Here is a 23,760-nt window from a genome sequence, read left to right as displayed (position 1 = left end):
TGGCTTGCCAGCGAGGGCGCCGGCGAGCCTGGCACCAGGCTCAAGACCCTCTTGGCCGGCCAGCCGGCTCCTACAGGGGGCGAGCGCTGCGCCAGGCGTTGATCAGTTGTTCGAAGGTGCCCTGGACTTGCCGGATCAGGGTTTCGTCGTCGATCTCCCCCGCCAGCCACCCACGGCTCGGCTCCTGGAAAATCGTCCGGCCCACGGCAAAACCACGGCAGGTCTGGCTATGGCTCGCTTGCCGGAAGCCCTCGGCCAGGCACTCGGCCGACGCATTCAGGCCCAACAGCACCACGCCACGGCAATACGGGTCGCGCTCCTGGATCAGCTCGTCGAGCTTTTTCCACTCCTCGGCCGACTGTGCCTCGATCTTCCACCACGCCGGATAAATGCCCAGGTTGTACAGGCGCTTGAGGCTGCGGTAGAGCACCTCGGGATGCGCGCCGGGCAGGTCCTTGGGCGGGATGATTTCCAGCAGCAGTTCATGGCCGCTGACCTGGGATGCCTGGTACAGGCCCATGATCTGCGCCTCCTGCTCCAGGCGCAGCAAGGGTTCGTCGTCCGGGTGATATTGCACCAGGCACTTGATGATCTGTTCCTGGGGCCAGGCAATCAGGTTGCTGCCCACCGAGCGCCCATGTTCGAAGGCCAGTGGCCGCGAGCCCTGGACCTCCACTGGCCGCGCCACCCACCAGCCGCGACCGGTGGCGGCATTCAGTGCGTCCTGGCCAAAGCGCTGGTCGGCCAGCAGACCGACATCGGCCTCCACGCCCTGCTCGCCCAACTGGTGCTCGACCCGCTCCACCGCCTGGATAAACAGCTGCTTGAGGGCGCTGATACGCGCCGGGTCCTGCCCCCCCTGTTGCGCCAGTTCCACCAGTTGCCCGCGATGGTCGAAGGCAAAGACGAACAGTTGCTTCCAGGCTTTGCGCGGCACGCTGACCCGGTGCAGGCGTTGCAGGATCGGATCCTGGTCGGGACGGGTAATGGGCACCGGGCTGCTGAACAGATAATCCAGTTCGGCACGGGTCGGCATCGCCGGAGCACAGGCATGGCGCGACACCACCAGACCGCCGCAGGCGTTGGCCAACTGGCAGCAGCGCTCATCGCTGGCGTCTTCCAGCCAGCCACTGAGGAAGCCGGACATAAAGGCATCGCCGGCGCCCAGCACGTTGAGCACCTCCACCCGCACACCGGGGTAGATCGCCCCGTCTTCCAGGCGCTGCGGAATCTCGCCGTGGATCACCGTGCACCCTTGCGGGCCGAGCTTGACCACCAGGGTTGCGCGGCTCAGGGAACGCACGGTACGCAGAGCCGTCAGCAGGTCTTCACTGCCGCCGGCAATCAGGAATTCTTCTTCGGTGCCGACGATCAGGTCGAAGCGCGCCAGGATGCTCTGCACATGCTGGCTGACCTGGTGATCGGCGACAAACCGGGTCTCACCGTCAGCCTTGCCCGCCAGGCCCCAGAGCACCGGCCGGTAGTCGATGTCCAGGACCCGCTTGACCCCGTGTTTTTGCGCATAGTCCAGGGCCTGGATGCTGGCCTGGTAGACGCCATCGGTGGAGAAATGGGTGCCGGTGATCAGCAAAGATTTGCTGGAGGCAATAAAGGCTTCGTTGATGTCTTCGGCGCGCAGCGCCATGTCCGCGCAGTTCTCGCGGTAGAACACCAGGGGGAAGGTTTCGCGGTCCTTGAGGCCCAGCAGGACCATGGCGGTGAGGCGCTGCGGGTCGACCTTGATGGCGCTGACGTCACAGCCTTCACGCACCAGGGACTCCACCAGGAAGCGCCCCATGTGATCGTCGCCAACCCGGCTCAACATCGCCGACTTGAGGCCCAGGCGCGCGGTGCCGAAGGCAATGTTCGCCGACGAGCCGCCGAGGTACTTGGCAAAGCTGCTGACGTCCTCCAGCCGCGCACCGACCTGCTGTGCATAGAGATCGACGCCCAGGCGTCCGAGGCAAATCAGATCCAATTGACGCCCACTGGCAAAACGAGTCTGGCCCATGCTGGCTCCTGTTATTTTTATCAGCCTGTGCTCGCCGCCGCTGGAGGGCGTCGAGCACTCTTGGTGGATGCAGACTAAAACGTCTCTCGGCGCCAATCAATATTTTTTCTATAAGTTTTTTACGTGGAATATTTTTTCCATTAAACTTTTTCAAGCCTGAGCCAGAGGTCGTGCATCGTTTCAGCAAGGCGCCGCCCGGCATCAGCCCGAAGATTTTATGGGCCCCTAGCCTGTAGACTGCCGACTGCCCACCTATTGTCAGGGGACGGAGCCACAGGCCGTTCCCATAAGCACAAGCCAGAAGGATTTTCTATGTCCCGCACCGATCAGCCGGCCTTGTCCGAGAGCACGCCCGAGAGCGACCTCGTCAGCCCCCCGATCAATGCCGAACGCCTGCTGCAACTGATCACCGAGGAATACGAGAGCCTGCCACGCCAGCTCAAGCGCATTGCCAGCTACATGAGCCAGCAGAGCGACCGGATCATGGTCGACCGCATCAGCGACATCGCCCGGGAATGCGAAGTGCATCCCTCGGCCATCGTGCGCTTCTCCCAGCGTTTCGGCTTCAGCGGCTTCAGTGAAATGCAGGCGCTGTTTCGCGAGGCCTACACCCACAAGGCCACGCCGGTACAGAACTACCAGCAGCGCATCCGCAGCATGATTGCCAACAAGTCGCAGAAAGCCAGCGGTGGCGACCTGGCTCGCGAATGCGTGAACGCCACCCTCTCGGGCATCGAACGCCTGGGCCTGGAACTGGACGACGTGGCTTTCGACAAGGCCGTGGACCTGGTAGTCAATGCCGACAACATCTACGTGGTCGGGGTGCGCCGTTCCTTCGCCGTGGCCGACTACCTGGTGTACAACCTGCAGCACACCAACAAGCGCATTCATCTGGTGTCGGGCCTGGGCGGCAGCTACCGCGAGCAGATGCGCAGCATCCGCCCCAACGACTTGGTGATCGCCATCAGCTTCACCCCCTATGGCAAAGAGACCCAGCACTGCCTGCGCATTGCCCAGCACAACCAGGCCAAGACCCTGATCATCACCGACAGCACCCTGTCGCCCCTGGCCAAGCGCGCCAACAGCGTGCTGTTGGTCAATGAAGGCAGCTCCTTCGCCTTCCGCTCACTGAGCGCCACCCTGTGCCTGTGCCAGGCGCTGTTTATCGCCGTGGCGTACCGCCTGGAATTGAAAGTGGACGAGATTCATGAGCAAGGCGGCTTCGACGACTAGCCCGCCCGAGCGGTGCTACTCGTAGATCTTGCCGCAGTACAGGAACACCGCGAAACGCTGCCAGGGCGAGGCCTCCACCAGCCCCTGGGTGGCACCGACGCCGGTGGCCTCGGCCCAGGCGTGGGCGCCGTCGAGAAAGTCTTCGATGGAATGGTTGTGCCAACTGTCGGCCGCGCCGGCCTCGGTGCTGCGCTGCGCCTCGCGGCGGTCGGCAATCAGCGCCTGGACGAAGTCGAGGAAGCTCTGCTCGTCATGCACCTGCTGCAAGCGTTGTTCAAGGTCCATGGGGTTCTCCGGATTCAGGACGGGGCCTGGAGCGCCAGGCCCTTGCGCAGCAGTTCCTTGCGCAGGATCGGCCGGGCCAGGCAATGCACGCGGTCCAGGGCGCTGCACTCTAGCAGCCGCTCCAGCTTGTGGGCACTGCCCGGGCTGCCGGTCAGCAGGTAGCTTTTGCCCTCACTGAGGCTGATCAGGTTCAGCAGCCAGTCATCGCCCCACTGCCCCAGCACCTGCTCGATCAGGCTGCGCTGGCGCGCCAGCAGGCCCTGGCCCTGCCACAGGGTCAGTTGGGCAAAGCGCCGCGGCAGGTTGCTGGAAGGTTCGAGCAGCTTCAGGTCCTTGAGCAGGGCCTCGGGCAGTTGCGCTTCGATCTGCTGCTGGCACTGCTTGAAATACTCTTCAGGCCACTCGGGGCCCAGGTCGGCAAGCGCGGCCAGAGCCGCGTAGGCCTGGCGGTCCGCCGCAGTACAACCCTGGTCGCTGAAGTTCAGGGTATTGTCGAGAATCCCCGCCGCCAGCAGTTGCGCGCTGTCGCGGCTGATCTTCGGCAGCAGCCCGGAATCGCGCCAGCGCTCATAGACCTGGGTGCAGGCGGCGCCGATCGGGCGGATATCCGCGTATTTGCCCAGGCGCTCGTCCCAGAAGGCCTCGAACCCGGGGTGATGGTCGATGACCTCCACCACCCGGGCGAGGTCCACCAGCGGGTCCAGGTGCAGGTGATTGGAAATGTCCACCAGCACGAACTGATCGGCGCCCTCCGGGACGTGGCTGTCCAGGCCCTTGAGGCGCTGGCGGAAGTCGGCCGGGATGCTCTCGTTGAGCGGGGCGCTGCTCAGGGCCCGAGCCGGGCGGCCGCTGAGGTTGAGCCACTCGGCGTAGGCGATGCAACCGGCGTAGGCGTCGATATCCAGATAGGCCGCACCGGCGGTGACAATGATCATGACGTCCGTGTAATCCACAAAGGCCGAAGGCCGGGGCGCCGAGGGTGCCCGAGCGAGATGACAGCCAGATGACAGTCGGTGTTCATGTTTCTGGCTCTTGCCCCGCTTCGGCCACCAGCAGGGCCGCCAGCCGCGCGCCGCTGAAACGGATCTGCGCCAGGCTCAGGGCCGCGTAGCCGACGATCACCGCCGCCGGCCGGCGCACCTGCTGGCAGTGCTCGATCACCCCCTGCAGCAGCAGACCTTGCTGCGCGGCTCGCTGACGGAACCCCGCCTCATCGCTGCCCGGCGGCAATTCCAGCAGCAGGTGCAGCCCGGCTTGCTGGCCGCTGACCCGGTAGCAGCCCGCCGCCTCCCGGGCGAGGATCGCCAGCAGCAGGTCGCGGCGCTCCTGATAGGCCTGGCGCGCCGCCCGCAGGTTGCGCAGAAAGGCGCCACTGGCGATGTAGTCGGCCAGGGCCAGCTGTTCGATCACCCCCACCGAACGCCCGGTGTTCTGCAAGGTGGCCAGCAGCCGGGCACGCAGCGCCTCGGGCACCAGCATGAAACCCACGCGCAAACCGGCGAACAGGGTCTTGTTGAAACTGCCGCAGTAGATCACCCGGTCATCAGGGTCCAGGGACTTGAGGGCTGCCAGGGGCGCGCTCTGGTAGTTGAATTCGCTGTCGTAATCGTCTTCCACCACCCAGGTGTCGCTGTGCCGGGCCCACTCCAGCAGCGCCAGGCGCCGGGACACCGGCATGGTCATGCCCAGGGGCGCCTGATGGGCCGGGGTCACGTAGACCATGCGTGCATCGCCGTGGCCTTGCAGTTGCGTCACGTCGATACCCTCTTCCTGCACCGGGATCGGCACCAACCGGGCCCCGGCCAGGGCAAACAGGCTCTGGGCCGAGAGGTAGCCGGGGTCTTCGATACAGACCTTGTCCCCTGTATTGAGCAGGCTGCGGGCCAGCAGGTCGAGGCCGTGGCGGATGCCAGTGGTGATCATCACTTGCCCGGCATAGCAGGCGATGCCCCGGTGCTGCCCCAGGTACTCGGCGATCTGCTGGCGCAGCGCCGGCAGGCCGGCGGGGTCGGCATCGCATAGCGATTGCGCCGAGGCACTGCCCAGCGCCCGGGTCAGCGAGCGGGTCCAGCGTTGCAGGGGAAACAGCGCCGGATCGGCCAGCCGGGCAACGAAGGGCTGGCCGGCACGCACGCCGAGCGGCGGATACGAGGGCTGGTTGTCACTGGCGGCGCAGGGTGCCACCCGTGCCGGGGCGCTCAGATACAGGTCCGGCACCACCGCGCAGACCCGGGTCCCGGAACCGCTGGCCCGGCTCACATAGCCTTCGCTGCGCAAGCGGTCGAAGACCACTTCCAGGGTGCCCCGGGACATGCCCCAGCGCTGGGCCAGGGTGCGGGTCGAGGGCAAGCGGCAGCCGGCCGGCAGGCGTTTTTCCAGGATTGCCTGGCGCAACGCGCCGTAGGCGCTGTCCTGCTTGCCCAGGGCTTCATCCATGCGCTGTGGCAGGGGCAGGTCGAGGGGCACGGGGTGTTTTCCACGGCTCATAGTGGTCCAGTCAAAAGCACTCTAAACGGTGCTCGGCATTAAACCATAAACACCTTAATTTCAGCGCCGTGCCCCCTTGCCCCGAGCCTGCCATGCCACCCGTTAGCCCCTCCACGACCCGCTCCATTGCTGTTGAACCCACCCTCGCCCCCTGGCTCTGGACCTTGTTGCTGCTGGTGGTGGTCTGCCTGCCAAGGATCAGCATCGACCTGTACCTGCCGGCGCTGCCGGCCATGGCCGACGAGCTGATGGCCAGCGACGCCCAGCTGCAACTGACCCTGAGCCTGTACATGCTCGGCTATGCCCTGTCGATGCTGCTGGGCGGGCCGTTGTGCGACCGTTATGGACGGCGCCCGGTGCTGCTGGCGGGCACGGCGCTGTTCCTGCTGGCCAGCCTGGCCTGCATGCTCGCCGCCAGCGTCGAGGTGCTGATGGTCGCCCGTCTGCTGCAAGCGTTGGGCGGTTGCTGCGGCACCCTGATCGGCCGGGTCATGGTCCGCGACCGCTGCGCGCCCGAGGAGCAGCCGCGACTGCTCGGGCTGTTGTCCATGGGCATTGCCCTGTCGCCCATGCTGGCGCCGCCGCTGGGCAGCCTGATCGACCAGCTGCTGGGCTGGCGCGGCTTGTTTCTGTGCCTGAGCCTGGTGGCCGCAGCGGCCTGGCTGCTGATGTACAAGCGCCTTGCCGAAACCCGCCCGCCGCAGCTCTCCCCCGTGGCCGCCAAACGCTTGCCGCGCCTGTACCTGCGCCTGCTGGGCGAGGCCTACTTCATGCGTTACTCCCTGGTCATCGGCTGCCTGTACTGCACCTATTTCCCTTTTATCCTGCAATCGCCGGCACTGTTGCAGCGCCAACTGGGGCTGTCCTCCAGCACTTACGCCCTGGTGTTCGCCGCCACCGTGGCCGGCTACCTGCTCGGCTCCCGACTGTTCCAGCGCCTGGGGGTACGCCACCGCGCCGACCGCCTGATTGCCGGGGCCTGCCTGCTGAACCTGACTGGCGCCGGCCTGCTGCTGATCTCCCGCAGCCTGTGGCCCGACAGCCTGTGGGCAATTGTCTTGCCGATGCTGCCGCTGATGCTCTCGGTGGGCCTGGCGATTCCCGCCTGCCAGTTGGCGATCCTGCAACCCTATGCGGCGGTGGCGGGCACCGCCTCGGGGCTGTTCTTCTTTATCCAGATGGCCATGACCGCCGGCTGCGGGCTGCTTGCCAGCTTGTTGGCAGACAGCCCGGCCGGATCGCTGCAAGCCCTGACCGGCCTGTTCAGCGTCGCCCTGGGCCTGGTCTGGTGGTACCTGCGGCCTCGGAAGCGCTAGGCGCTGGAGCCGGCTGAGGCAGAATGGCGCCTGCACCGGTGACTGGTGCGCAAGTAGCAAAGTGGCCCTGTTCAACACGAAACCAATGCCGCTACATTAGCCGCGCCGTTCCCATCCGTTGTGCCGTTCAAGACAAGGAAATACGTGATGAAACTCATAGGAATGCTCGATTCGCCCTTCGTACGCCGCGTCGCCATCAGCCTCAAATGCCTGGACCTGCCCTTCGAACACCACTCGGTCTCGGTGTTCAGCACCTTCGAGCAGTTCAAGGCCATCAACCCGGTGGTCAAGGCGCCGACCCTGGTCTGCGACGGGGGTGAAGTGCTGATGGATTCGAGCCTGATCCTCGACTACCTGGAAACCCTGGCCGGCCCGCACAGGAGCCTGATGCCCTCGGCCCTGCCGGAACGTTTGCATGAGTTGCGGCTGATTGGCCTGGCCCTGGCGGCCTGTGAGAAGTCGGTGCAAATCGTCTACGAAAGAAACCTGCGCCCGGCCGAGAAACAGCATGGACCCTGGCTGGAACGGGTGGGCGGCCAGTTGCAGGCCGCTTATACCGAGCTGGAACAGGAACTGCAGAAACGCCCCTTGCCCCGGGACGGCTCCCTGAGCCAGGCCGGAATCAGCCTGGCGGTGGCCTGGAGTTTCAGCCAGATGATGGTGGCGGACCAGTTCGGTCCCGAGCAATTCCCGGCGGTACGCAGCTATACCGAATACGCCGAACACCTGCCGGTGTTCCTCGCCACCCCCGCCACCTGACCTCCACACCGCCCTCACCGTAGGAGCCGGCTTGCCGGCGAAGCGACCCGTAAGCCTTGTGGCGCTCTTGGAAACGCATTCGCTGGCAAGCCAGCTCCTACGACAGCCCCCACAGATCTGCGTAGGAGCCGGCTTGCCGGCGAAGAGGCCCGTGAGCCGTGCAGCGCTCTTGAGACCGTATTCGCTGGCAAGCCAGCTCCTACGACGGTCCGGCAGTTCCCCGCGGGGATCTGTCAGGCCGGTTCGGGCTGTTTCTTCGCAGGGGCCGTGGCAAAACGCCGGGCCAGGAACGGAGTGATGTCCAGCGGCAGGGCTTCGTCGTTCACCAGTTTGTCCAGCAGGACACCGGTGATCGCCGAGGTCAGGATGCCGGTACGGAAGTGTCCGCAGGCGTTGAGGTAACCCTCGACCCCGTCCATCGGCCCAAGAATCGGCAGCTCATCCGGCGAGCCCGGGCGCAGGCCCGCCCAGCAGCGCTTGAGGTTGACCTGGGCCAGCTCAGGGATGCAGCGCACCGCGCCCTGCACCAGGCCATTGATTTCCGGGTAGGTGGTGCTGACGTCGAAACCCTTGTCCTCGGTGGTACTGCCAATCAGGATCTCGCCGTTGTCCTTCTGCGCCATGTAGCAGTCGCTGGTGGTCAGGCAGCCATTGAGCAGCTTGGGCATGCGTTCGGTGAGGAGGATCTGGCCCTTCACCGGCTTCACCGGAATCTCCACCCCGGTGGCCTGCAGGCTCAGCTCGGCGGCCCAGGCACCGGCGGCATTGATCAGGGTCGAGCAATGGAACAGCCCGGCTTCGGCGGTCTGCACCCCACTGACCCGACTGCCCTGGTGCAAAACTCCGGTGACGTTGGTGTTGAAGTACACATCCACGCCGTTCTGCCGGGCGCCTTCGGTGTAGGCATCGGTCAGGCGGAAGGGGTTGACCTGGTGATCGCAGAGGAATTCCAGGGCGCCCTGGGCTTCGTGGCTGACCTTCGGCTCGGCGGCGCGCAGGGCCGCCTGGTCGAGCCAGCGCACCTGATCGGACAGGTGCGGGATGCAACCGACAATGTGCTCGGCGTACAGGCGGTCCTCGTCGTCATAGATGACGAACTTGAGCCCGGTCTGTTCGAACTTGAAGTCCATGCCGTGCAAGCCGATCAGTTCACGGTGCAGACGCGGGTACAGTTCGTTGGACTGCAGGGCGAAGTCAAAGAACGACTGCGGCAGGATATGCGGAGTGCTGGAGTCCACCACCACCGCCGAACCCTGCGCCTCGCGCTTGCGGTTGGCCGACATCATGCGAAAGAAGATCACCCCGCAACCCAGGCCCACCGACTCGCCAATGGCCCACAGGCCACCGGCCGAGGCCCGGCTGGCATTGCCTGGACGCTTGGCATCGATCAGCGCCACTTTGAGGTCTTTGCGCTTGGACAGCTGATAGGCGCAGGACGCCCCGATCACGCCGCCACCGGCGATCACCACGTCGTAATACTTACTCATGTCCGGGGACCTCCTGGTCAGGTGCGGCAAAGGCGGAAAACGGAATCGGGTCCAACGGGAAGCGCGGGCGAATCCAGCCCACATCCTTGCGTCCGGTGGCCTGGCGCAGGCGGTCGCTGCAATAGCCGACGCACATCCGTCCCTGGCAGTCGCCCATGCTCACCCGGGTGCGCATCTTCAGACTGGCCATGTCCTGCACGCCCTGGGACAGGGCGCGCTCGATATCGTTGCGGGTGGTGTGTTCACAACGGCAGATCACGGTGTCGCCCTTGGGCAGGTCTATCTGCCCGGTGCCACGTGCGGTATAGCGGTCCACCGCGCCGCGAAAGCGCAGGATCGAGGCCAGCTTGCGCTGGTAGCCCTGGCGCCGTTGCAAGGCCGCCTCGTTGGTCAGTACATCGCGCTGCATGAGGATCGACAGCGCCGCGATGCGGCCGGTAAGCATCGCTGCTTCACCACCCCGAATCCCGCCCATGTCGCCGGCCAGGTGGATGTGCGGCTCGCTGCTCTGCTGCCAGGCGTTGGCGCTAGCCCGCAGATAGCCGTCGTCGCTGAAGCCATGATCCAGGCCCATTTGCTGGCTCAGTTGGGTCCGGGGAATGAAGCCATAACCCACCGCCAGGGTCTGGGCAGCAATGCGCTGGGCCTGAGCCATGTCCGGCTGCCAGTCGGCGGAATAAGGGGCGACCGTGACCACGCTCAAGGCATCCTGGCCCTGGGCTTCCACCACGCCCCAGCCATAGCGCAGGGGGATGCCGTGGAGCTTGAGGTAGGCCAGCATGCTCAGACCGTCGAGAAACAGCTGGGGCTTGTTCAGCAGGGCCAGGCTCTGCTTGGCGATCTTGCTCAGGGCACTGGCCTCGTAGACCCCGGCCACCCGCACGCCCGAGGCGTGCAACTGGCACGCCACCAATGGCAACAAGGGCCCGGTGCCCGCGATCACCACCGGACCTTGCGGCTTGACCACGCCGCTCTTGATCTGCAGTTGCAGGCCACCGAGCAACTTGACCCCCGGCAGCGTCCAGCCAGGAAACGGCACGCTGCGCTCATGGCAGCCGGCCGCCAGCAACAATTGCCCATAGGTCACCTGCTGCACCTGCTCGTCGGCATCCAGCAGCATCAGGCTGTCGAAGCCCTCGGCGCCGATCACCCGACTGTTGAGGCGCACCTCGATCATCTGTTCGTGATCGCCGAAATCCCCGTGCAGCTTGGCCAGCATGTCGCAGTAGCGCGGTCCCAGGTAATCCAGTTGCACGCCATCGCGCAGCGGGCCGCGAAAGACCACGCCGCCCAGGCGCGAGGCTTCTTCGATCAGGGTGCTGCGCACGCCGTGCTCGGCCAGCTCGATGGCCGCCGCCATGCCCGCCGGCCCACCGCCGACAATTACCGGGTTCAGGCTCATACCGTGGGCTCCGTCTCGCTGATGCGGTTGCTCAGGGTCTGCACCTGCATCCCCGGCTTGACCAGGGTCTGGCAGGCGCGGCGCTTGTGACGGCCGTCGATCTGCACCAGGCAGCAATGGCACACGCCCATGCCGCAGTAGGCACCCACCAGTTGCCCGTGGTCGTTGCGCGCCACCTGGCGCAGGCCGGTGGCCTGGATCACGCTGAGAACTGTTTCACCCAGGGCGGCAGTGACCGGCTGGCCGTTGAGACTGATGGTCATGTCCGCATGCTGCAGCGGCTGAATATCAAAATTGCGGTCTATCTGACGCATTGCGGTTCATCCGTGAGAAGTGAGTGGGGTACCGGCATCCTGCCGCCCGCAATCCTGGGGCGAGGACGTGGTAACACCGCGGTTCCGAAGACTCTGTCAGAACCGAGCGCGGGCCAATCTAGTACTTTTGTCCGACAGGAATATTGATCTGGGCCAAGCAAAAGGCCGGTGCGCCCCCAAGCACCGCCCCCCCTCTCTCAGACTTGCGACACAGGCCACAAAAAAGCCGCTACCGGCAGAAGCCGGCAGCGGCGCATGGACAACGGGCAGCCCGCGTCGAAGACGATGCTTAGTGCACGAAAATGGCGATCAGGATAATCACCGGGATCGGCACACCGAGGAACCACAACAGTAATGAGCGCATGGGAGTTCTCCTGGGTCAGTGAACGGGAGTCGGGGCCACGGTGCGCGGCTGGACGTCGGTTTCAAACCAGACCACGGCATCCCGGCGACGGCCGCCGAAGGTCGCCGCCAGACTGGCGAAGAAGGCCCCGCAGAGCAGTGCGATGAACATCCACAACGACGACCAGGCAGCCACCTTGGCGGCACTGTCGGCGGCCTCTCGGGCGGCTTGTTTGGCTTCATGCACCGCTTGCTGGGTCTTGGCGTACACCTCGTCCACCCGACGCTCGGCTTCGGCCTGGCTGAGGTTGGTGCGCTGGGCCACCAGTTGCGCCAGGTAGCTGCGGTCCTCAGGCGAGAGCTGACCGTCGTTGCTCAAGGTGCGCACGAAGATCCGCGACACCGTGCCCCGCGCCGCATCGTCGCTGACCGCCACCGGGCGATCATCGCGGAACAGGCTGTCGACGAAATAGCCGTAATCGTCCTGGGAGCCCTGGGCCGCCGCATGACCGGCCACTTGGGTCGCGGCGCTGGCGGCCCCGGAAGCAACCTGGGCACCGGCCTGCACGCCGCCGCTGATGACGCTCGTCACCGAGCCCACCGCCAGAGTCGCGGTCACCAGGGTGGCCACGGCCCAGGCCAGGAAGCCGTGGGCCGTGTCACGGAAATACACTTCATCGCCGTGCAGATTGGCCCACTTCACCCGCAGGCGCCCGGCGAGGTAGCCGCCCAACCCGGCGGCCAGAATCTGCGTCAGGGCCAACCAGACAATGCTGGAGATACCCAGCCCCTTGGCACTGATGCCACTGCCGGCCCAGGGCGAAACCGCGGAAAAGCCCAGGCCGAAGCCCAGCAGTAAAAGGATCAGGGACAAGGCTGCAGCCGCCGCGGCGCCGGCGAAGATCGCCGCCCAGGACACCCCCGAGTAATGACTCGAGGCGTCCGCAGTGGCGAGCAGGTGTTCAGAGGGTCTGTTCATTGTTGTTCTGCTCCAGGCATGAAAGAGGGTGTTACACGTCTCGAAGGGAGAAGTGCAGTCACCGTGCCAGTTGCACGAACTTTATAAACCGATGTATTTCAATGGCTTGCGATTAATTGCCACACCTGGATCGTGCATTTTACCGGCCAGGGGGTTTTGTGGCGGGCGTTCTGCACGGCGGCGCCCTCAGGCGCGCTTGCTCAGGTAAAGCTCCCGGCCCCGGGTATAGCACCAGTGCCCCAGCAGGCCCAGGACCCACAGCGCCAGCAGCAGGTTGCCCGCCAGCGTCAATTGCGCGATGCCCTGCCCCCACAAGGTAAAGAGCGGCAATGCCAGCCAGGCGGACCGGCGAAAATCCAGCAGCCGCATGATGCCCGGCACTATCGCCGCCATCAGGGCAATGACCAGGACGTCCAGGGCGCGATACCCCAGCATCCACCGCGCATAGCGGGGATCGGCGGCATAGGCCTGCAGATAGCCCGGCAGGCGCAGCGCCAGATCCACGGCGAGACTCAACAGCAGGCTAGCCACCACCAGCCACAACAGCCCCTTGAAACGTGATGCGTATTTCATTGCATGACACCTTGATACAGAGAAGCTCAATCGGGGCTTCAACGCCGCTTGTAGCTTTTATTGCCACTGGGGGTCAGGCAGTAGACCCCGCCCCGCGGTCCGGTACAGAAACTGCCGCTGCCGCAGGTACAACCCTGAGCATCGCGCAGCAGCGGTTCGGCGCGGGGGGTGGAGGAGCGCTGGCCGAACATCAGCGCGCAGTTCTTCTTCGAGGCACTGATGGAGCCGTCGTTGCACAGGAACAGCTCGCCGTCACAACGGGCGATGCCGCCTTTGTTTCCGGAACAGGGTTGATTGGCCGCCTGGGCCGCCGCGCTGCACAGCAGCATCAGGCATACAACGACAAAGGGCTTCCAGCCGACCCGAGTCAGGGCACTCATGGTGACGCCTCCTGGCAAAAAAGTGGCCGGATGATATCAAGCTTCAACACCCCTGACTCGGGCTGCGCGGACCAGACGCCAAGCCAGATGAAAGTTTATTTAGAATCCCGGCCACAGTTTCTTGGCAAAATGCCCGCCTGTGTCACGAACCGCTAAGCAGGTAACGCCTATGACCCGCATTCTGACCATCGAAGACGACGCCGTAACGGCCCGGGAGATCGTCGCCGAACTGAGCAGCCACGGCCTTGACGTGGACTGGGTGGACAACGGCCGCGAAGGCCTGGTGCGCGCCGTGAGCGGCGACTACGACCTGATCACCCTGGACCGCATGCTGCCGGAGCTGGACGGCCTGGCCATTGTCACCACCCTGCGCACCATCGGTGTGTCGACGCCGATCCTGATGATCAGCGCCCTCTCCGATGTCGATGAGCGGGTGCGCGGCCTGCGGGCCGGCGGCGACGATTACCTGACCAAGCCCTTCGCCTCCGACGAAATGGCCGCCCGGGTCGAGGTGCTGCTGCGGCGCAAGAACACGGTCAAGGACTTCGACACCTGCCTGCGGGTGGCCGATCTGGAGCTGAACCTGATCAGCCGCGAAGCGACCCGCGCCGACCAGTTGCTGAGCCTGTTGCCCACCGAGTACAAACTGCTGGAATTTCTCATGCGCAACACCGGGCAGATCCTCTCGCGGATGATGATCTTCGAGGAGGTCTGGGGTTATCACTTCGACCCGGGGACCAACCTGATCGACGTGCACATCGGCCGCCTGCGCAAGAAGATCGACCCGCCCGGCATGACCCCGTTGATCCGCACCGTGCGAGGCTCGGGCTATGTCATTGCTGAACCCCTCTAAGGGCTGGCGCTCTTCCAGCAGCCGCCTGCTGGCGCTCTACAGCACGCTGTTCGTGGCCTGGAGCTGCATCCTCATGGGGGTGCTGTACTACGAAGTCTCCACCTACCTGGACAGCCTGGCCAAGCACTCGCTGATGCAGCGCCAGCACCTGTTCGCCCGCTTCGAAGGCGACCAGTTGGTGGAGGCCCTGACCACCAGCATGACCTTCGACATGCGCGCCATCGACGCCTACGGCCTGTTCGACGAACAGCGCCGGCCCTTGAGCGGACCGATCCGCCAGATCCCCGACGACCTGCCCCTGGACGGCAAGATCCACGAGCTGAAGAACTGCATCGACTCCGACGACCCGAGCCTGCCCCGGGACAGCTGCGACGCCGTGGCCACCCACACCCGGGACGGCCGCTGGCTGGTGCTGGTGCGCGACAACGGCTCGCTGTTCGCGGTGACCCGGATCATTCTCCACGCGCTGCTGTGGGGGATTTCCCTGACCATCATTCCCGGGGTCGCCGGCTGGCACCTGCTGCGCCGCCGGCCCTTGCGGCGCATCCGTCAGATCCAAGCCAGCGCCGAGGCCATCGTCGCCGGCGACCTGACCCGGCGCCTGCCGCTGTCGGACCGGCGTGACGAACTGGACATGCTGGCGGCCATCGTCAACGCCATGCTCGAACGTATCGAGCGGCTGATGCACGAGGTCAAGGGCGTGTGCGACAACATCGCCCACGACCTGCGCACCCCGCTGACCCGCCTGCGGGCCCAGCTCTATCGCCTGCAGCAACAGGCCGAGGAAGGTTCGCCCCAGGCCCTGCAAATGGACCAGTTGCTGGCCGAGGCCGACACCCTGATGGCGCGCTTTCGCGGATTGCTGCGCATCTCCGAACTGGAAGACCAGCAACGGCGATCGGGCTTCCTCGAACTCGATCCCCTGCCCCTGCTCCAGGAACTGCACGACTTCTACCTGCCCCTGGCCGAAGAAGGTCGCCTGACCCTGGTGCTGGATGTACCGCCGAGCCTGCCCCGGCTCACCGGTGACCGCGCCTTGCTGTTCGAGGCCCTGGCCAACCTGCTGAGCAACTCGATCAAGTTCACCCCGCCGGGGGGTGAAGTGATACTGCGCGGCCTCGACGATGGCGGCAGCCCGCGCCTGGAAGTCCTGGACACAGGCCCGGGCATTCCCCCGGCGGAACGGGCGGCGGTGTTCCGACGCTTCTACCGGGTGGACGAAAGCAACGCCCAGGGCGGCTTCGGCCTGGGCCTGTCGATTGTTGCCGCCATCGTCAGCCTGCACGGCTTCAAGCTCGAAGTGGGCAGCAGCGAACGGGGCGGCGCGCGCCTGAGCCTGGATTGCCGGCCGAGCCTGATCAGCGAAGGCTGAAGGCCGGACCGGACTCAGGACGAAAGATCGAGTTGCTTGAGGGAGTTGCTGTCCAGCTCGTAGAGCAACTCGTCGATGATCCTCTCGATGTCGGCCTCGCTGTGCAGGGACTTGCTGCTCAGTCCGGTCACCACCAGGTCGACCCGGCCACTGTCGGGCTCGAACACCCGCAGGGTCAGAGTGCCGTCGCCGGCATTGCTGAAGCTGCAGGCCAAGGGCGCCAGCCGCTGTTCGATACAGGCACGTAACCGGGTCTGGGTGATCACGGCCGGCACCTCAGCGACACCCCAGCAGTAGACGCGCCAGCCCGCCGGGGCCGGCGACCGCGCCAACGCTGCCCTTGATTTGTCGATTGCCCATGCTGGCTGTCCTTTTGCTGTGGTTCGCAGTGCCAAGGCCCGTAGCGGGACTTGCTCAGAATCACAGCGTAGAAAAGCCGCGTCGCCCGCAGAAGGCGCATTTGCACTGGTCGCACTGGTGCATTTGCACCGGCTCAGCGCCCCCGGCCCGCAGCCGTGCCGACAAACAGTCCGCGCTCCCGGGCCCAGACCACGGCTTCGCCACGGCTGTGCACGCCCAGCTTGGAATACAGGGTGGCAACATGGTTGCGCACGGTGTTGGGCGCCAGCTTCAACTGGGCGGCAATCTCCTTGTCCGCCAGCCCCTGGTAGATCAGCCCCAGCACCTCCCGCTCGCGGGCCGTCAGGTCGGCAGAGGAAACCCCGGGGGTGTCCTGGGTCTTCGGGCTTCTGACGTTGGCCAGTTTTTCGATCAGGGTCTGGCTGAACCAGGAAGCGTCGCGCATCACCTCCTCGATGGCCCCCACCAGCTCCAGTTCGGAACGCTTGCGCTCACTGATGTCCATCAGCACCAGCAGGTAACAGGGGCTGTCCTGGATGAGCACGGTGTCGGCGTAGGCCACACAATCGATCAGCTCGGCGCTCTTCTGGCGCACCTTGAGGTCCAGGCCATCGACATTGCCGGCCTTCTCCAGTTGATTGAACAGTTGCGTGGCCGCCGCGGCTTCAGCGATGAACCCGGTGGCGGCAATGGTCTTGCCCAGCAACTCCTCGCTGCTGTAGCCGCAGGTGTTGAGAAAGGCCTCGTTGACGTCGACGATCTGCTGCTCGGCGCTGCACACCAGGGTCGGCACCGGGGTCAGGCGGAACGACTTGGCAAAGCGCTCCTCGCTCTGGCGCAAGGCAATCTCGACCTTGCGCCGCGGCTCCAGGTCCATGAAGGAAAACAGCATGCAGTCTTCATCGTTGATGTCCAGGGGCTGGCCGGCGACGATCACCAGCTTGCTGCCGCCGTCCGGCAGGCGCAGCTCGGCCTGCATCTGCGGAATGGTCGCGCCCTGGCCCAGGCGCTCGATGGCCAGGTCCTTGTGCTCGGCGTCCTCCAGCACATCCAGCTCGTACACCGAACGGCCGATCACCTGATCCCGGGCATAGCCGGTCATTTCCACAAAGCCCTGGTTGACCTTGATGTAACGCAGGTCACTGAGGCGGCAGATCACCGCCGGCGCCGGGTTGGCGTTGAAGGTCTTTTCGAAGCGCTGTTCGGCGCTGGCCCAGTCGGTGGCATCGCTGAGGATCAGCACCAGGGACTCGGGCGCGCCACTGCGATCGGTGAGGATCATGCTGCGCACCCGGTGCACCCAGTGCCGCGGTTCGCCGTCGATCTCGGCCTGCACCTCCACCACCACGTCGCTGAAGGTTTCACCGGCGGCCACCCGGTTGATGGGATAGGCCTCCAGGGCCAGGGGGTGATTGTTGCGGTAGCGCAAGGCATAGCGCCGGGCGTATTCACGGACATTGGCCCCCAGCTCGCCGACCTCGCCGACCCCGTGCATGGCCAGCGCCGCTTCATTGGCCCAGAGCAGGCTGCGAGCCTTGTCGATCTCAATCAGGATCACCCCGTCGGACAGACCGGCGATGATCTGCTGCAACTGGCGGCGATTGGTTTCAGTGGCAAGTACGGCCTGGCTCATGGCATCTCCAATAGGACCCGGCGCCACAGCGGACAGGCCGCGCGCCGGAAAAAAGGGGCTGAACACTACGACCACGGCCGCTCGCCATCGTGCCCTGCACCGTAACCCTGCGCACTGGAGCCACCCAGCGCGAAGGGTTAAGCTGCTGCGCCCGGTCCGACCGCCCTCAAGGAGTGAAGCATGATCACCATCCGTGAAGCCGACAGCCGCGATATCGATGCACTGCAGGCCATAGGCTGCGCCACCTACCGCGAACACTTTGCGGCGATCTGGACGAGTGACGGCATGCAGCAGTTTCTCGACCAGGACTTCTCCCCCGCCAACCTCGAAGCATCCCTGGCGGCCCGGGACCAGCACCTGTGGCTGCTGGCCCTGGACGCGCAGCACCAGCCCATCGGCTTCGCCAAACTCAACTGGGCGCGCCCGACGCCGGGCAGCGGCCGGCCCGGGGCCGAACTGCAGAAGATCTACCTGCTCAAGTCCCAGGCCGGCCAGGGCCATGGCCGGCGCCTGCTCGAGCATGTGTTGCAACGGGCCAGCGCCGCCGGGGAATCCTGCCTGTGGCTGGACGTACTCAAGAGCAACAGCGGCGCCCGGCGCTTTTATGAAAGCGCCGGCCTGCGGCAGGTCGACGAGGTGCCGTTCAGCACCGACCTGGAGCAGATCGGCATGTGGGTGATGGCCTGCGACTTGCCCCGCAAGGAGCACTCCGCCCAGGGCTGAGGCGGCCTTCCCCGCCCCTGCCCGCCACTACAAGCCCAGGGCCTTGAGCCGCCGGTACAGGGTCCGCTCGCTCAGCCCCAGGGCCTTGGCCAACTCGCTGCGCGAGCCGTCGAAGACTTCCAGGGCATGGGCCAGTTGTTCCAGGTCCTTGCCGGCGCGACGGCGAATCACAGGGGCCGGTGCCTGTGGGCTGCGCAGTTCTGCCGGTAGGTCCTGCAGGCGGATCACCCCGTCATCACTGAACAACCGCGCCCGTTCGAGGATGTTGCGCAGCTCGCGGATATTCCCCGGATAGGTGTACAGGCGCAATTGCTCCAGGGCCTGGGGGTCGACCCGTGGCACCACCCCGGGATCGAGGCGGCGCAACAGGCTGTCGATCAGCAACGGCAGGTCGTCGCTGCGTTCGCGCAGGGCCGGCAGGCGGATCGGGAAGGCGCTGATGCGGTAGTACAGGTCCTGGCGGAAGGTGCCGGCAGCGACCATTTCCTTGAGCGGCTTGTGGGTCGCCGCCACCAGGCGGAAATCCGAGTGCACGGTGCGCAGGCTGCCCACCGGCCGGAAGCTGCCGGACTCGATCAGGCGCAGCAGCTTGACCTGCATGGCCAGGGGCACCTCGCCGATCTCGTCGAGAAACAGGGTGCCGCCATGGGCCGCTTCCGCCAGGCCGATCTTGCGTTGCAGAGCCCCGGTGAAGGCGCCCTTTTCATAGCCGAACAACTCGCTTTCCAGCAGGCTTTCGGTAAGCCCGGTGCAGTCCACCACCACCAGCGGTCCACTGGCCCGGGGGCTGCCATCGTGCAGGGCACGGGCGAACAATTCCTTGCCGGTGCCGGACTCGCCCTGCAGCAGCACCGGAATCGGGGCCGGGGCCGCCCGCTGCAGGGCGCTCAAGGCCTCGTTGAAGGCCGGCGAGCGTCCCACCAGGCCCTTCTGCTGGGGCTGCACCGAAGCCACCGCCACTGAACTCAGGCGCTCGACGTAAGCCACCACGGTGCCGGCCTCGCCAATGATCGGCCGCAGTTCCACGTCCACGTGCTCCGGGCCGCGAGGTGTGTGATGGATGTGCAGCATGCGCTCCGGCACCCGACTGTCATGGGCCTTGCGCATCGGGCAATGCTCCCCGGCCTGGTCGCAGGGCACGGCGAACTGGTGGGACACGCGGTAGCACTTGGCGCCCACATGAGGCTTGCCGGCCACACCGAACTGACGCTGGTAGGCGGTGTTGGCGGCGATGATGTTGTAGTCGGTGTCGAGGACGATGGTCGGTTGCGGATCGTGTTCGAGGTAGGACACCAGGGCAGCCATGGACGGCTGGGCAAGGTCGGTGGCGATCAGGGACATGGGCAACTCCGGGGCAGTGGCGGCAGCTTAAAGCACGGCGCGGCTTTCTGCCATGCTCTGCCACCAACTGCCATATCACTGCCAAATACCGCTGGCAGTCGCGTCGAAAAACGCCTGATGGCAGCCTCTACAGCCTTCTACTTCAATGAACAGGTAGCCAATCCGGGCGTCACGGGTTGGCACGTTTATTGACAGTCCAAGGGACGAGCGACAGCGCAGACTGCCCTCACCTTCATTGCCTGGAGTGCCCCATGATCATCAGCGACACGCTGCGTGTAGAAGCCTTTTTCGACCCTCACACCTGGACCATCAGCTACCTGGTGATGGACCAGGCCAGCCGCCGCTGTGCGCTGATCGACAGCGTGCTGGACTACGACCCGAAATCCGGCCGCACCCGCACCGAATCCGCCGACCGCCTGATCAACCGGGTACGCGAGCTGGACGCCCGGGTCGACTGGGTCCTGGAAACCCATGTGCACGCCGACCACCTGTCCGCCGCGGCTTACCTCAAGCAGCAACTGGGGGCTCAGGTGGCCATCGGCAATCAGATCACCCGGGTGCAGAAAGTCTTCGGCGCGCTGTTCAACGAAGCGCCGGCCTTTGCCCGGGACGGCAGCCAGTTCGACGTGCTGCTCGAAGACGGCGCCGAGTTCGCCATCGGCGGCCTCAGCGCTCGGGCGCTGCACACCCCGGGACATACCCCGGCCTGCATGACCTACCTGGTGCAGGTGGGCGACGAGTGCGTGGCCTTTGTCGGCGACACCCTGTTCATGCCCGACTACGGCACGGCCCGCTGCGACTTCCCCGGGGCCGATGCTCGGACCCTGTACCGCTCCATCGGCAAGATCCTCGCCCTGCCCCCGCAAACCCGGCTGTTCATGTGCCACGACTACCTGCCCAACGGCCGCGAGCTGCAGTACATGACCACCGTCGCCGAGCAGCGCGCCAACAACATCCACATCCATCAGGGCGTCGACGAAGACAGCTTCGTGAAGATGCGCGAAGCCCGCGACGCCACCCTGGACATGCCGGTGCTGATCTTGCCCTCGGTGCAGGTCAACATGCGCAGCGGGCACTTTCCCGAGCCCGAAGACAACGGCATCAGCTACCTGAAGATCCCCCTCAATACCCTATAACGACTACTCCACACGGAAACCTTGCCATGCGTCCCATCAACCCAGCCCTGCGCGCCGTCGACGGCAGCCACCAGGTGCTGATCGTCGGCGGCGGTGCCGCCGGCATTGCCGTCGCCGCCAGCCTCATGTCCCGCGACCCACACCTGGACGTGGCGATCATCGACCCCGCCGGCAGCCACTACTACCAGCCCGGCTGGACCCTGGTGGGCGCCGGGGTGTTCAGCGCCCAGTCCACCGAACGCAGCATGGCCGCGCTGATGCCCAAGGGCGTCAAGTGGCTGCAGCACGCTGTCAGCCTGTTCGAACCGGACAACAATGCCCTGGTGCTGGATGACGGCCGCGTGCTGGCCTATGACCAACTGGTGGTCTGCCCCGGGCTCAAGCTCGACTGGGCGGCCATCGACGGCCTGCCCGAGGCCCTGGGCAACCACGGCGTGACCTCCAACTACCGCTACGACCTGGCGCCCTACACCTGGCAACTGGTGCAGCAGCTGCAACAGGGCGAGGCGCTGTTCAGCCAGCCACCGATGCCGATCAAATGCGCCGGGGCGCCCCAGAAGGCCATGTACCTGTCCTGCGACCACTGGCGGCGCAACGGCCGCCTGGGACAGATCAAGCCGCGCTTCCTGAATGCCGGCGGCGTGCTGTTCGGCGTGGCGGACTACGTGCCGGCGCTGATGGAATACGTGAAGAAGTACGGCATCGAGCTGGATTTCGGCCACAACCTGGTGGCGGTGAACGGCCCGGCCAAGCGCGCGACCTTCGTCCGCACCCTGGCCGACGGCCGTCAGGAAACCCTGGAGCGCGCCTTCGACCTGCTGCACGTGGTGCCGCCGCAATGCGCCCCAGACTTTATCCGCGCAAGCCCCCTGGCCGACGCTGCCGGTTGGGTCGATGTCGATCCCCACAGCCTGCGCCACAAGCGTTTCGTCAATATCCACGGCCTGGGAGACGCCACCAACACCAGCAATGCCAAGACCGCCGCGGCGGCGCGCAAGCAAGCGCCGGTGGTGGCCAACAACGTGCTGGTGGCCCTCAAGCGCCTGACCCGGCTGGCCCAGTACGACGGCTACGGCTCCTGCCCGCTGACCGTGGAACGGGGCAAGATCGTCCTCGCCGAATTCACCTACGGCGGCAAGCTGGCGCCGAGCTTCCCGCGCTGGCTGCTGGACGGCCGCCAGGCGACCCGTCGCGCCTGGTGGCTGAAGGAACGGATTCTGCCGCCGCTGTACTGGCGCGGCATGCTCAAGGGCCATGAATGGCTGGCACAACCGACCCTGGCCACGGACACCCCGAAGACATGAATGAACACAGTCTCTTGGGCGCTGGGCTGGGGGCGGTCATTGGCGCGATCCTGGCGCTGACTGGCGCCGGCGGCGGCATCCTCGCGGTGCCGCTGCTGGTGTTCGGCCTGGGCCTGAGCATGGTCGAGGCCGCTCCCATCGGCCTGCTGGCGGTGGGTCTGGCCGCCAGCGTCGGCGCAGTGCTGGGCTTGCGCCAGGGCATCGTGCGCTACCGCGCGGCGGGGTTTGTCGCCAGCATTGGCATCCTCATGGCGCCGCTGGGGCTGTGGCTGGCCCACCGCCTGCCCAACCTGCCCCTGGCCCTGCTGTTTTCCCTGGTGCTGCTTTATGCCTGCGGGCGCATCCTGCGCAAGGCCAGCCTGGAATTGAAACAGGGCCAGGTCGCGCCACGCCCGGCGTTCCTGCCTTGTGTGCTCAACCCGGTCCAGGGTCGTTTGCGCTGGACCCTGCCCTGCGCCCGGGCCCTGACCTTCACCGGCATGCTCTCTGGACTGCTTTCGGGGTTGCTCGGCGTCGGCGGCGGCTTCGTGATCATCCCGGCCCTGAGCCGCTACACCAACCTGGACAGCAAGAGCATCGTCGCCACCTCGCTGGCGGTGATTGCCCTGGTGTCCCTGGGCAGCGTGGTCACCGCCAGCCTCAGCGGCGTGATGCACTGGGCCGTGGGTGCGCCCTTTGCCCTGGGCGCGGTGGTGGGCCTGGTGCTGGGCCGCCAAGTGGCCAGCCACCTGGCGGGTCCGCGCCTGCAACAACTGTTCGCCCTCACCGGCATATTGGCCGGGCTGCTGCTGGCGGCTGGCGCTTTGGGCTGGCTATCCCGTTGAACCCCTTCGCCGGCAAGCCGGCTCCTACACCAACATACGCACCGCCACCCGTAGGAGCTGGCTTGCCCGCGAAGGCGTCCTCACCGACGCTGGCGTTGCAAGGGAAAAATAGCGGCGCCACGAGCGGCCTCTTCGCCGGCAAGCCGGCTCCTACGTGGAGAACCACCGGGGAAATATTGGCCTCTGCCGTTCAGAGGCGCAGGTGACGACTATGGCCTGGACTTGCATCCCCCAGGAGCGCGCCATGTCGACAGCCCAATCCCTTGAACAGTGCCTCTGGCGCAAGATCGGCCGCTACACCTCGCGCATCGGCCGGACCCTGATCCAAAAAGCCCTGTGGCTCTACTACGCCGCGCAACGCCCGCAAACCCCGATCTGGGCCAAGGCCACCATCTACGCGGCACTGGGTTACTTCATACTGCCAGTGGACATCATCCCGGACCTGATCCCCGGGGCTGGGTACGTGGATGACCTTGGGCTGCTGGCCAGTTCAGTGCTGGCCGTGGCTGCCCACATCAACGCCGAGGTCAAGCAGCAAGCCAGCGCACGCCTGGCGGACTGGTTCGGCAGTGAACCAGACTGAGCAAGGGGCAGACGCAACGGCTGGGGGGCGGTCCTCGGTGCTCACCCGATTCACCAAAGCACT

24 protein-coding genes are annotated in these 23,760 nt (G+C 65.7%); 11 read left to right on the top strand and 13 right to left on the bottom strand.

Going from position 1 to position 23,760, the window contains the following annotated elements:
- Positions 1-70: 70 nt before the first annotated feature.
- Entirely contained in the window at positions 71-2,011 is a 1,941-nt protein-coding gene (locus tag ACSSVC_RS17150) for a bifunctional 5-dehydro-2-deoxygluconokinase/5-dehydro-2-deoxyphosphogluconate aldolase (protein ID WP_404939555.1), read from the bottom strand.
- Between ACSSVC_RS17150 and ACSSVC_RS17145 the strand changes: the two genes are divergently transcribed.
- Together ACSSVC_RS17145 and ACSSVC_RS17140 are read left to right on the top strand one after the other, a co-directional pair.
- Positions 2,010-2,171: a hypothetical protein gene (locus ACSSVC_RS17145; RefSeq protein WP_404939553.1), complete on the top strand. Its 162-nt coding sequence runs from the start codon at positions 2,010-2,012 to the stop codon at positions 2,169-2,171. The genes ACSSVC_RS17150 and ACSSVC_RS17145 overlap by 2 nt on opposite strands.
- A 152-nt stretch (positions 2,172-2,323) precedes the next feature.
- Entirely contained in the window at positions 2,324-3,244 is a 921-nt protein-coding gene (locus tag ACSSVC_RS17140; RefSeq protein WP_346632627.1) for a MurR/RpiR family transcriptional regulator, read from the top strand.
- A 15-nt stretch (positions 3,245-3,259) separates the two neighbouring features.
- Here ACSSVC_RS17140 and ACSSVC_RS17135 read toward each other — a convergent pair whose 3' ends face one another.
- The 3 genes from ACSSVC_RS17135 to pdxR all read right to left on the bottom strand — a co-directional run bounded on the left by ACSSVC_RS17135 (position 3,260) and on the right by pdxR (position 6,016).
- The gene (locus tag ACSSVC_RS17135; RefSeq protein ID WP_346632626.1) at positions 3,260-3,529 is read right to left on the bottom strand and encodes a DUF7660 family protein; all 270 of its coding nucleotides are present in this window, start codon (positions 3,527-3,529) and stop codon (positions 3,260-3,262) included.
- 14 nt (positions 3,530-3,543) lie between these two features.
- Positions 3,544-4,464, bottom strand: coding sequence for a DHH family phosphoesterase (locus ACSSVC_RS17130; protein WP_346632625.1), 921 nt, complete (start codon positions 4,462-4,464; stop codon positions 3,544-3,546).
- An 82-nt stretch (positions 4,465-4,546) separates the two neighbouring features.
- Positions 4,547-6,016: a MocR-like pyridoxine biosynthesis transcription factor PdxR gene (gene pdxR / locus ACSSVC_RS17125; protein WP_492611049.1), complete on the bottom strand. Its 1,470-nt coding sequence runs from the start codon at positions 6,014-6,016 to the stop codon at positions 4,547-4,549.
- A 92-nt stretch (positions 6,017-6,108) separates the two neighbouring features.
- Between pdxR and ACSSVC_RS17120 the strand changes: the two genes are divergently transcribed.
- Entirely contained in the window at positions 6,109-7,332 is a 1,224-nt protein-coding gene (locus ACSSVC_RS17120; RefSeq protein WP_492611048.1) for a multidrug effflux MFS transporter, read from the top strand.
- Between the two features lie 147 nt (positions 7,333-7,479).
- A complete protein-coding gene (locus ACSSVC_RS17115) occupies positions 7,480-8,091 on the top strand; it encodes a glutathione S-transferase (RefSeq protein ID WP_346632622.1) in 612 nt (203 codons plus the stop codon).
- A 233-nt stretch (positions 8,092-8,324) separates the two neighbouring features.
- Here the strand turns inward: ACSSVC_RS17115 and hcnC are convergent, their stop codons facing one another.
- From hcnC to ACSSVC_RS17085, 6 genes are all read right to left on the bottom strand, one after another.
- Positions 8,325-9,578, bottom strand: a complete 1,254-nt coding sequence (hcnC, locus tag ACSSVC_RS17110) for a cyanide-forming glycine dehydrogenase subunit HcnC (RefSeq protein WP_492611047.1) — start codon at positions 9,576-9,578, stop codon at positions 8,325-8,327.
- Positions 9,571-10,980, bottom strand: coding sequence for a cyanide-forming glycine dehydrogenase subunit HcnB (gene hcnB, locus ACSSVC_RS17105; RefSeq protein WP_346632620.1), 1,410 nt, complete (start codon positions 10,978-10,980; stop codon positions 9,571-9,573). The genes hcnC and hcnB overlap by 8 nt, the downstream gene beginning before the upstream one ends.
- A complete protein-coding gene (hcnA, locus tag ACSSVC_RS17100) occupies positions 10,977-11,294 on the bottom strand; it encodes a cyanide-forming glycine dehydrogenase subunit HcnA (RefSeq protein WP_102864437.1) in 318 nt (105 codons plus the stop codon). The genes hcnB and hcnA overlap by 4 nt, the downstream gene beginning before the upstream one ends.
- 379 nt (positions 11,295-11,673) lie before the next feature.
- Positions 11,674-12,615 carry a hypothetical protein gene (locus ACSSVC_RS17095; protein WP_492611046.1) on the bottom strand — a complete coding sequence of 314 codons (942 nt, stop codon included), beginning with the start codon at positions 12,613-12,615 and terminating at the stop codon, positions 11,674-11,676.
- A 186-nt stretch (positions 12,616-12,801) separates the two neighbouring features.
- The gene (locus tag ACSSVC_RS17090; RefSeq protein ID WP_346632618.1) at positions 12,802-13,188 is read right to left on the bottom strand and encodes a hypothetical protein; all 387 of its coding nucleotides are present in this window, start codon (positions 13,186-13,188) and stop codon (positions 12,802-12,804) included.
- Between the two features lie 38 nt (positions 13,189-13,226).
- Positions 13,227-13,568: a YdcA family protein gene (locus ACSSVC_RS17085; protein ID WP_346632617.1), complete on the bottom strand. Its 342-nt coding sequence runs from the start codon at positions 13,566-13,568 to the stop codon at positions 13,227-13,229.
- A gap of 169 nt (positions 13,569-13,737) precedes the next feature.
- Between ACSSVC_RS17085 and ACSSVC_RS17080 the strand changes: the two genes are divergently transcribed.
- Together ACSSVC_RS17080 and ACSSVC_RS17075 are read left to right on the top strand one after the other, a co-directional pair.
- Positions 13,738-14,421, top strand: coding sequence for a response regulator transcription factor (locus ACSSVC_RS17080; RefSeq protein WP_346632616.1), 684 nt, complete (start codon positions 13,738-13,740; stop codon positions 14,419-14,421).
- Complete coding sequence (locus tag ACSSVC_RS17075) at positions 14,399-15,793, top strand: sensor histidine kinase (protein WP_404939543.1); 1,395 nt, start codon at positions 14,399-14,401, stop codon at positions 15,791-15,793. Before ACSSVC_RS17080 ends, ACSSVC_RS17075 begins: the two co-directional genes overlap by 23 nt.
- A gap of 14 nt (positions 15,794-15,807) precedes the next feature.
- On the opposite strand, the gene ACSSVC_RS17070 is transcribed toward ACSSVC_RS17075, so the two are convergent.
- Complete coding sequence (locus tag ACSSVC_RS17070) at positions 15,808-16,068, bottom strand: DUF1652 domain-containing protein (RefSeq protein WP_492611045.1); 261 nt, start codon at positions 16,066-16,068, stop codon at positions 15,808-15,810.
- A 218-nt stretch (positions 16,069-16,286) separates the two neighbouring features.
- The gene (locus ACSSVC_RS17065; protein WP_346632613.1) at positions 16,287-17,786 is read right to left on the bottom strand and encodes a PAS domain S-box protein; all 1,500 of its coding nucleotides are present in this window, start codon (positions 17,784-17,786) and stop codon (positions 16,287-16,289) included.
- Positions 17,787-17,966: 180 nt separating this feature from the next.
- On the opposite strand from ACSSVC_RS17065, the gene ACSSVC_RS17060 reads away from it, so the two are divergent.
- Positions 17,967-18,509: a GNAT family N-acetyltransferase gene (locus ACSSVC_RS17060; RefSeq protein ID WP_404939541.1), complete on the top strand. Its 543-nt coding sequence runs from the start codon at positions 17,967-17,969 to the stop codon at positions 18,507-18,509.
- A gap of 27 nt (positions 18,510-18,536) precedes the next feature.
- On the opposite strand, the gene ACSSVC_RS17055 is transcribed toward ACSSVC_RS17060, so the two are convergent.
- Complete coding sequence (locus tag ACSSVC_RS17055; protein WP_346632611.1) at positions 18,537-19,850, bottom strand: sigma-54 interaction domain-containing protein; 1,314 nt, start codon at positions 19,848-19,850, stop codon at positions 18,537-18,539.
- Positions 19,851-20,101: 251 nt separating this feature from the next.
- On the opposite strand from ACSSVC_RS17055, the gene ACSSVC_RS17050 reads away from it, so the two are divergent.
- The 4 genes from ACSSVC_RS17050 (at position 20,102) to ACSSVC_RS17035 (ending at position 23,697) form a co-directional block, all read left to right on the top strand.
- Complete coding sequence (locus ACSSVC_RS17050) at positions 20,102-20,986, top strand: MBL fold metallo-hydrolase (RefSeq protein WP_346632610.1); 885 nt, start codon at positions 20,102-20,104, stop codon at positions 20,984-20,986.
- Between the two features lie 26 nt (positions 20,987-21,012).
- Positions 21,013-22,290: an NAD(P)/FAD-dependent oxidoreductase gene (locus ACSSVC_RS17045; RefSeq protein WP_346632609.1), complete on the top strand. Its 1,278-nt coding sequence runs from the start codon at positions 21,013-21,015 to the stop codon at positions 22,288-22,290.
- Positions 22,287-23,114, top strand: a complete 828-nt coding sequence (locus ACSSVC_RS17040) for a sulfite exporter TauE/SafE family protein (protein WP_346632608.1) — start codon at positions 22,287-22,289, stop codon at positions 23,112-23,114. The genes ACSSVC_RS17045 and ACSSVC_RS17040 overlap by 4 nt, the downstream gene beginning before the upstream one ends.
- A gap of 244 nt (positions 23,115-23,358) precedes the next feature.
- Entirely contained in the window at positions 23,359-23,697 is a 339-nt protein-coding gene (locus ACSSVC_RS17035; RefSeq protein WP_492611044.1) for a YkvA family protein, read from the top strand.
- The last annotated feature ends 63 nt before the right edge of the window (positions 23,698-23,760 follow it).

Source organism: Pseudomonas sp. E1BtOHC1, assembly GCF_058744285.1.
Note: the sequence above shows the minus strand (reverse complement) of the source record. Positions and strands in the feature narration are given on the sequence as shown.

What these genes read in the sequence shown, in the direction of transcription:
- ACSSVC_RS17145 (WP_404939553.1), top strand. Translation starts at nt 2,010, where the DNA reads ATGCTGGCTCCTGTTATTTTTATCAGCCTGTGCTCGCCGCCGCTGGAG.
- ACSSVC_RS17150 (WP_404939555.1), bottom strand. Translation starts at nt 2,011, where the DNA reads ATGGGCCAGACTCGTTTTGCCAGTGGGCGTCAATTGGATCTGATTTGC.
- ACSSVC_RS17140 (WP_346632627.1), top strand. Translation starts at nt 2,324, where the DNA reads ATGTCCCGCACCGATCAGCCGGCCTTGTCCGAGAGCACGCCCGAGAGC.
- ACSSVC_RS17135 (WP_346632626.1), bottom strand. Translation starts at nt 3,529, where the DNA reads ATGGACCTTGAACAACGCTTGCAGCAGGTGCATGACGAGCAGAGCTTC.
- ACSSVC_RS17130 (WP_346632625.1), bottom strand. Translation starts at nt 4,464, where the DNA reads ATGATCATTGTCACCGCCGGTGCGGCCTATCTGGATATCGACGCCTAC.
- pdxR (WP_492611049.1), bottom strand. Translation starts at nt 6,016, where the DNA reads ATGAGCCGTGGAAAACACCCCGTGCCCCTCGACCTGCCCCTGCCACAG.
- ACSSVC_RS17120 (WP_492611048.1), top strand. Translation starts at nt 6,109, where the DNA reads ATGCCACCCGTTAGCCCCTCCACGACCCGCTCCATTGCTGTTGAACCC.
- ACSSVC_RS17115 (WP_346632622.1), top strand. Translation starts at nt 7,480, where the DNA reads ATGAAACTCATAGGAATGCTCGATTCGCCCTTCGTACGCCGCGTCGCC.
- hcnC (WP_492611047.1), bottom strand. Translation starts at nt 9,578, where the DNA reads ATGAGTAAGTATTACGACGTGGTGATCGCCGGTGGCGGCGTGATCGGG.
- hcnB (WP_346632620.1), bottom strand. Translation starts at nt 10,980, where the DNA reads ATGAGCCTGAACCCGGTAATTGTCGGCGGTGGGCCGGCGGGCATGGCG.
- hcnA (WP_102864437.1), bottom strand. Translation starts at nt 11,294, where the DNA reads ATGCGTCAGATAGACCGCAATTTTGATATTCAGCCGCTGCAGCATGCG.
- ACSSVC_RS17095 (WP_492611046.1), bottom strand. Translation starts at nt 12,615, where the DNA reads ATGAACAGACCCTCTGAACACCTGCTCGCCACTGCGGACGCCTCGAGT.
- ACSSVC_RS17090 (WP_346632618.1), bottom strand. Translation starts at nt 13,188, where the DNA reads ATGAAATACGCATCACGTTTCAAGGGGCTGTTGTGGCTGGTGGTGGCT.
- ACSSVC_RS17085 (WP_346632617.1), bottom strand. Translation starts at nt 13,568, where the DNA reads ATGAGTGCCCTGACTCGGGTCGGCTGGAAGCCCTTTGTCGTTGTATGC.
- ACSSVC_RS17080 (WP_346632616.1), top strand. Translation starts at nt 13,738, where the DNA reads ATGACCCGCATTCTGACCATCGAAGACGACGCCGTAACGGCCCGGGAG.
- ACSSVC_RS17075 (WP_404939543.1), top strand. Translation starts at nt 14,399, where the DNA reads ATGTCATTGCTGAACCCCTCTAAGGGCTGGCGCTCTTCCAGCAGCCGC.
- ACSSVC_RS17065 (WP_346632613.1), bottom strand. Translation starts at nt 17,786, where the DNA reads ATGAGCCAGGCCGTACTTGCCACTGAAACCAATCGCCGCCAGTTGCAG.
- ACSSVC_RS17060 (WP_404939541.1), top strand. Translation starts at nt 17,967, where the DNA reads ATGATCACCATCCGTGAAGCCGACAGCCGCGATATCGATGCACTGCAG.
- ACSSVC_RS17055 (WP_346632611.1), bottom strand. Translation starts at nt 19,850, where the DNA reads ATGTCCCTGATCGCCACCGACCTTGCCCAGCCGTCCATGGCTGCCCTG.
- ACSSVC_RS17050 (WP_346632610.1), top strand. Translation starts at nt 20,102, where the DNA reads ATGATCATCAGCGACACGCTGCGTGTAGAAGCCTTTTTCGACCCTCAC.
- ACSSVC_RS17045 (WP_346632609.1), top strand. Translation starts at nt 21,013, where the DNA reads ATGCGTCCCATCAACCCAGCCCTGCGCGCCGTCGACGGCAGCCACCAG.
- ACSSVC_RS17040 (WP_346632608.1), top strand. Translation starts at nt 22,287, where the DNA reads ATGAATGAACACAGTCTCTTGGGCGCTGGGCTGGGGGCGGTCATTGGC.
- ACSSVC_RS17035 (WP_492611044.1), top strand. Translation starts at nt 23,359, where the DNA reads ATGTCGACAGCCCAATCCCTTGAACAGTGCCTCTGGCGCAAGATCGGC.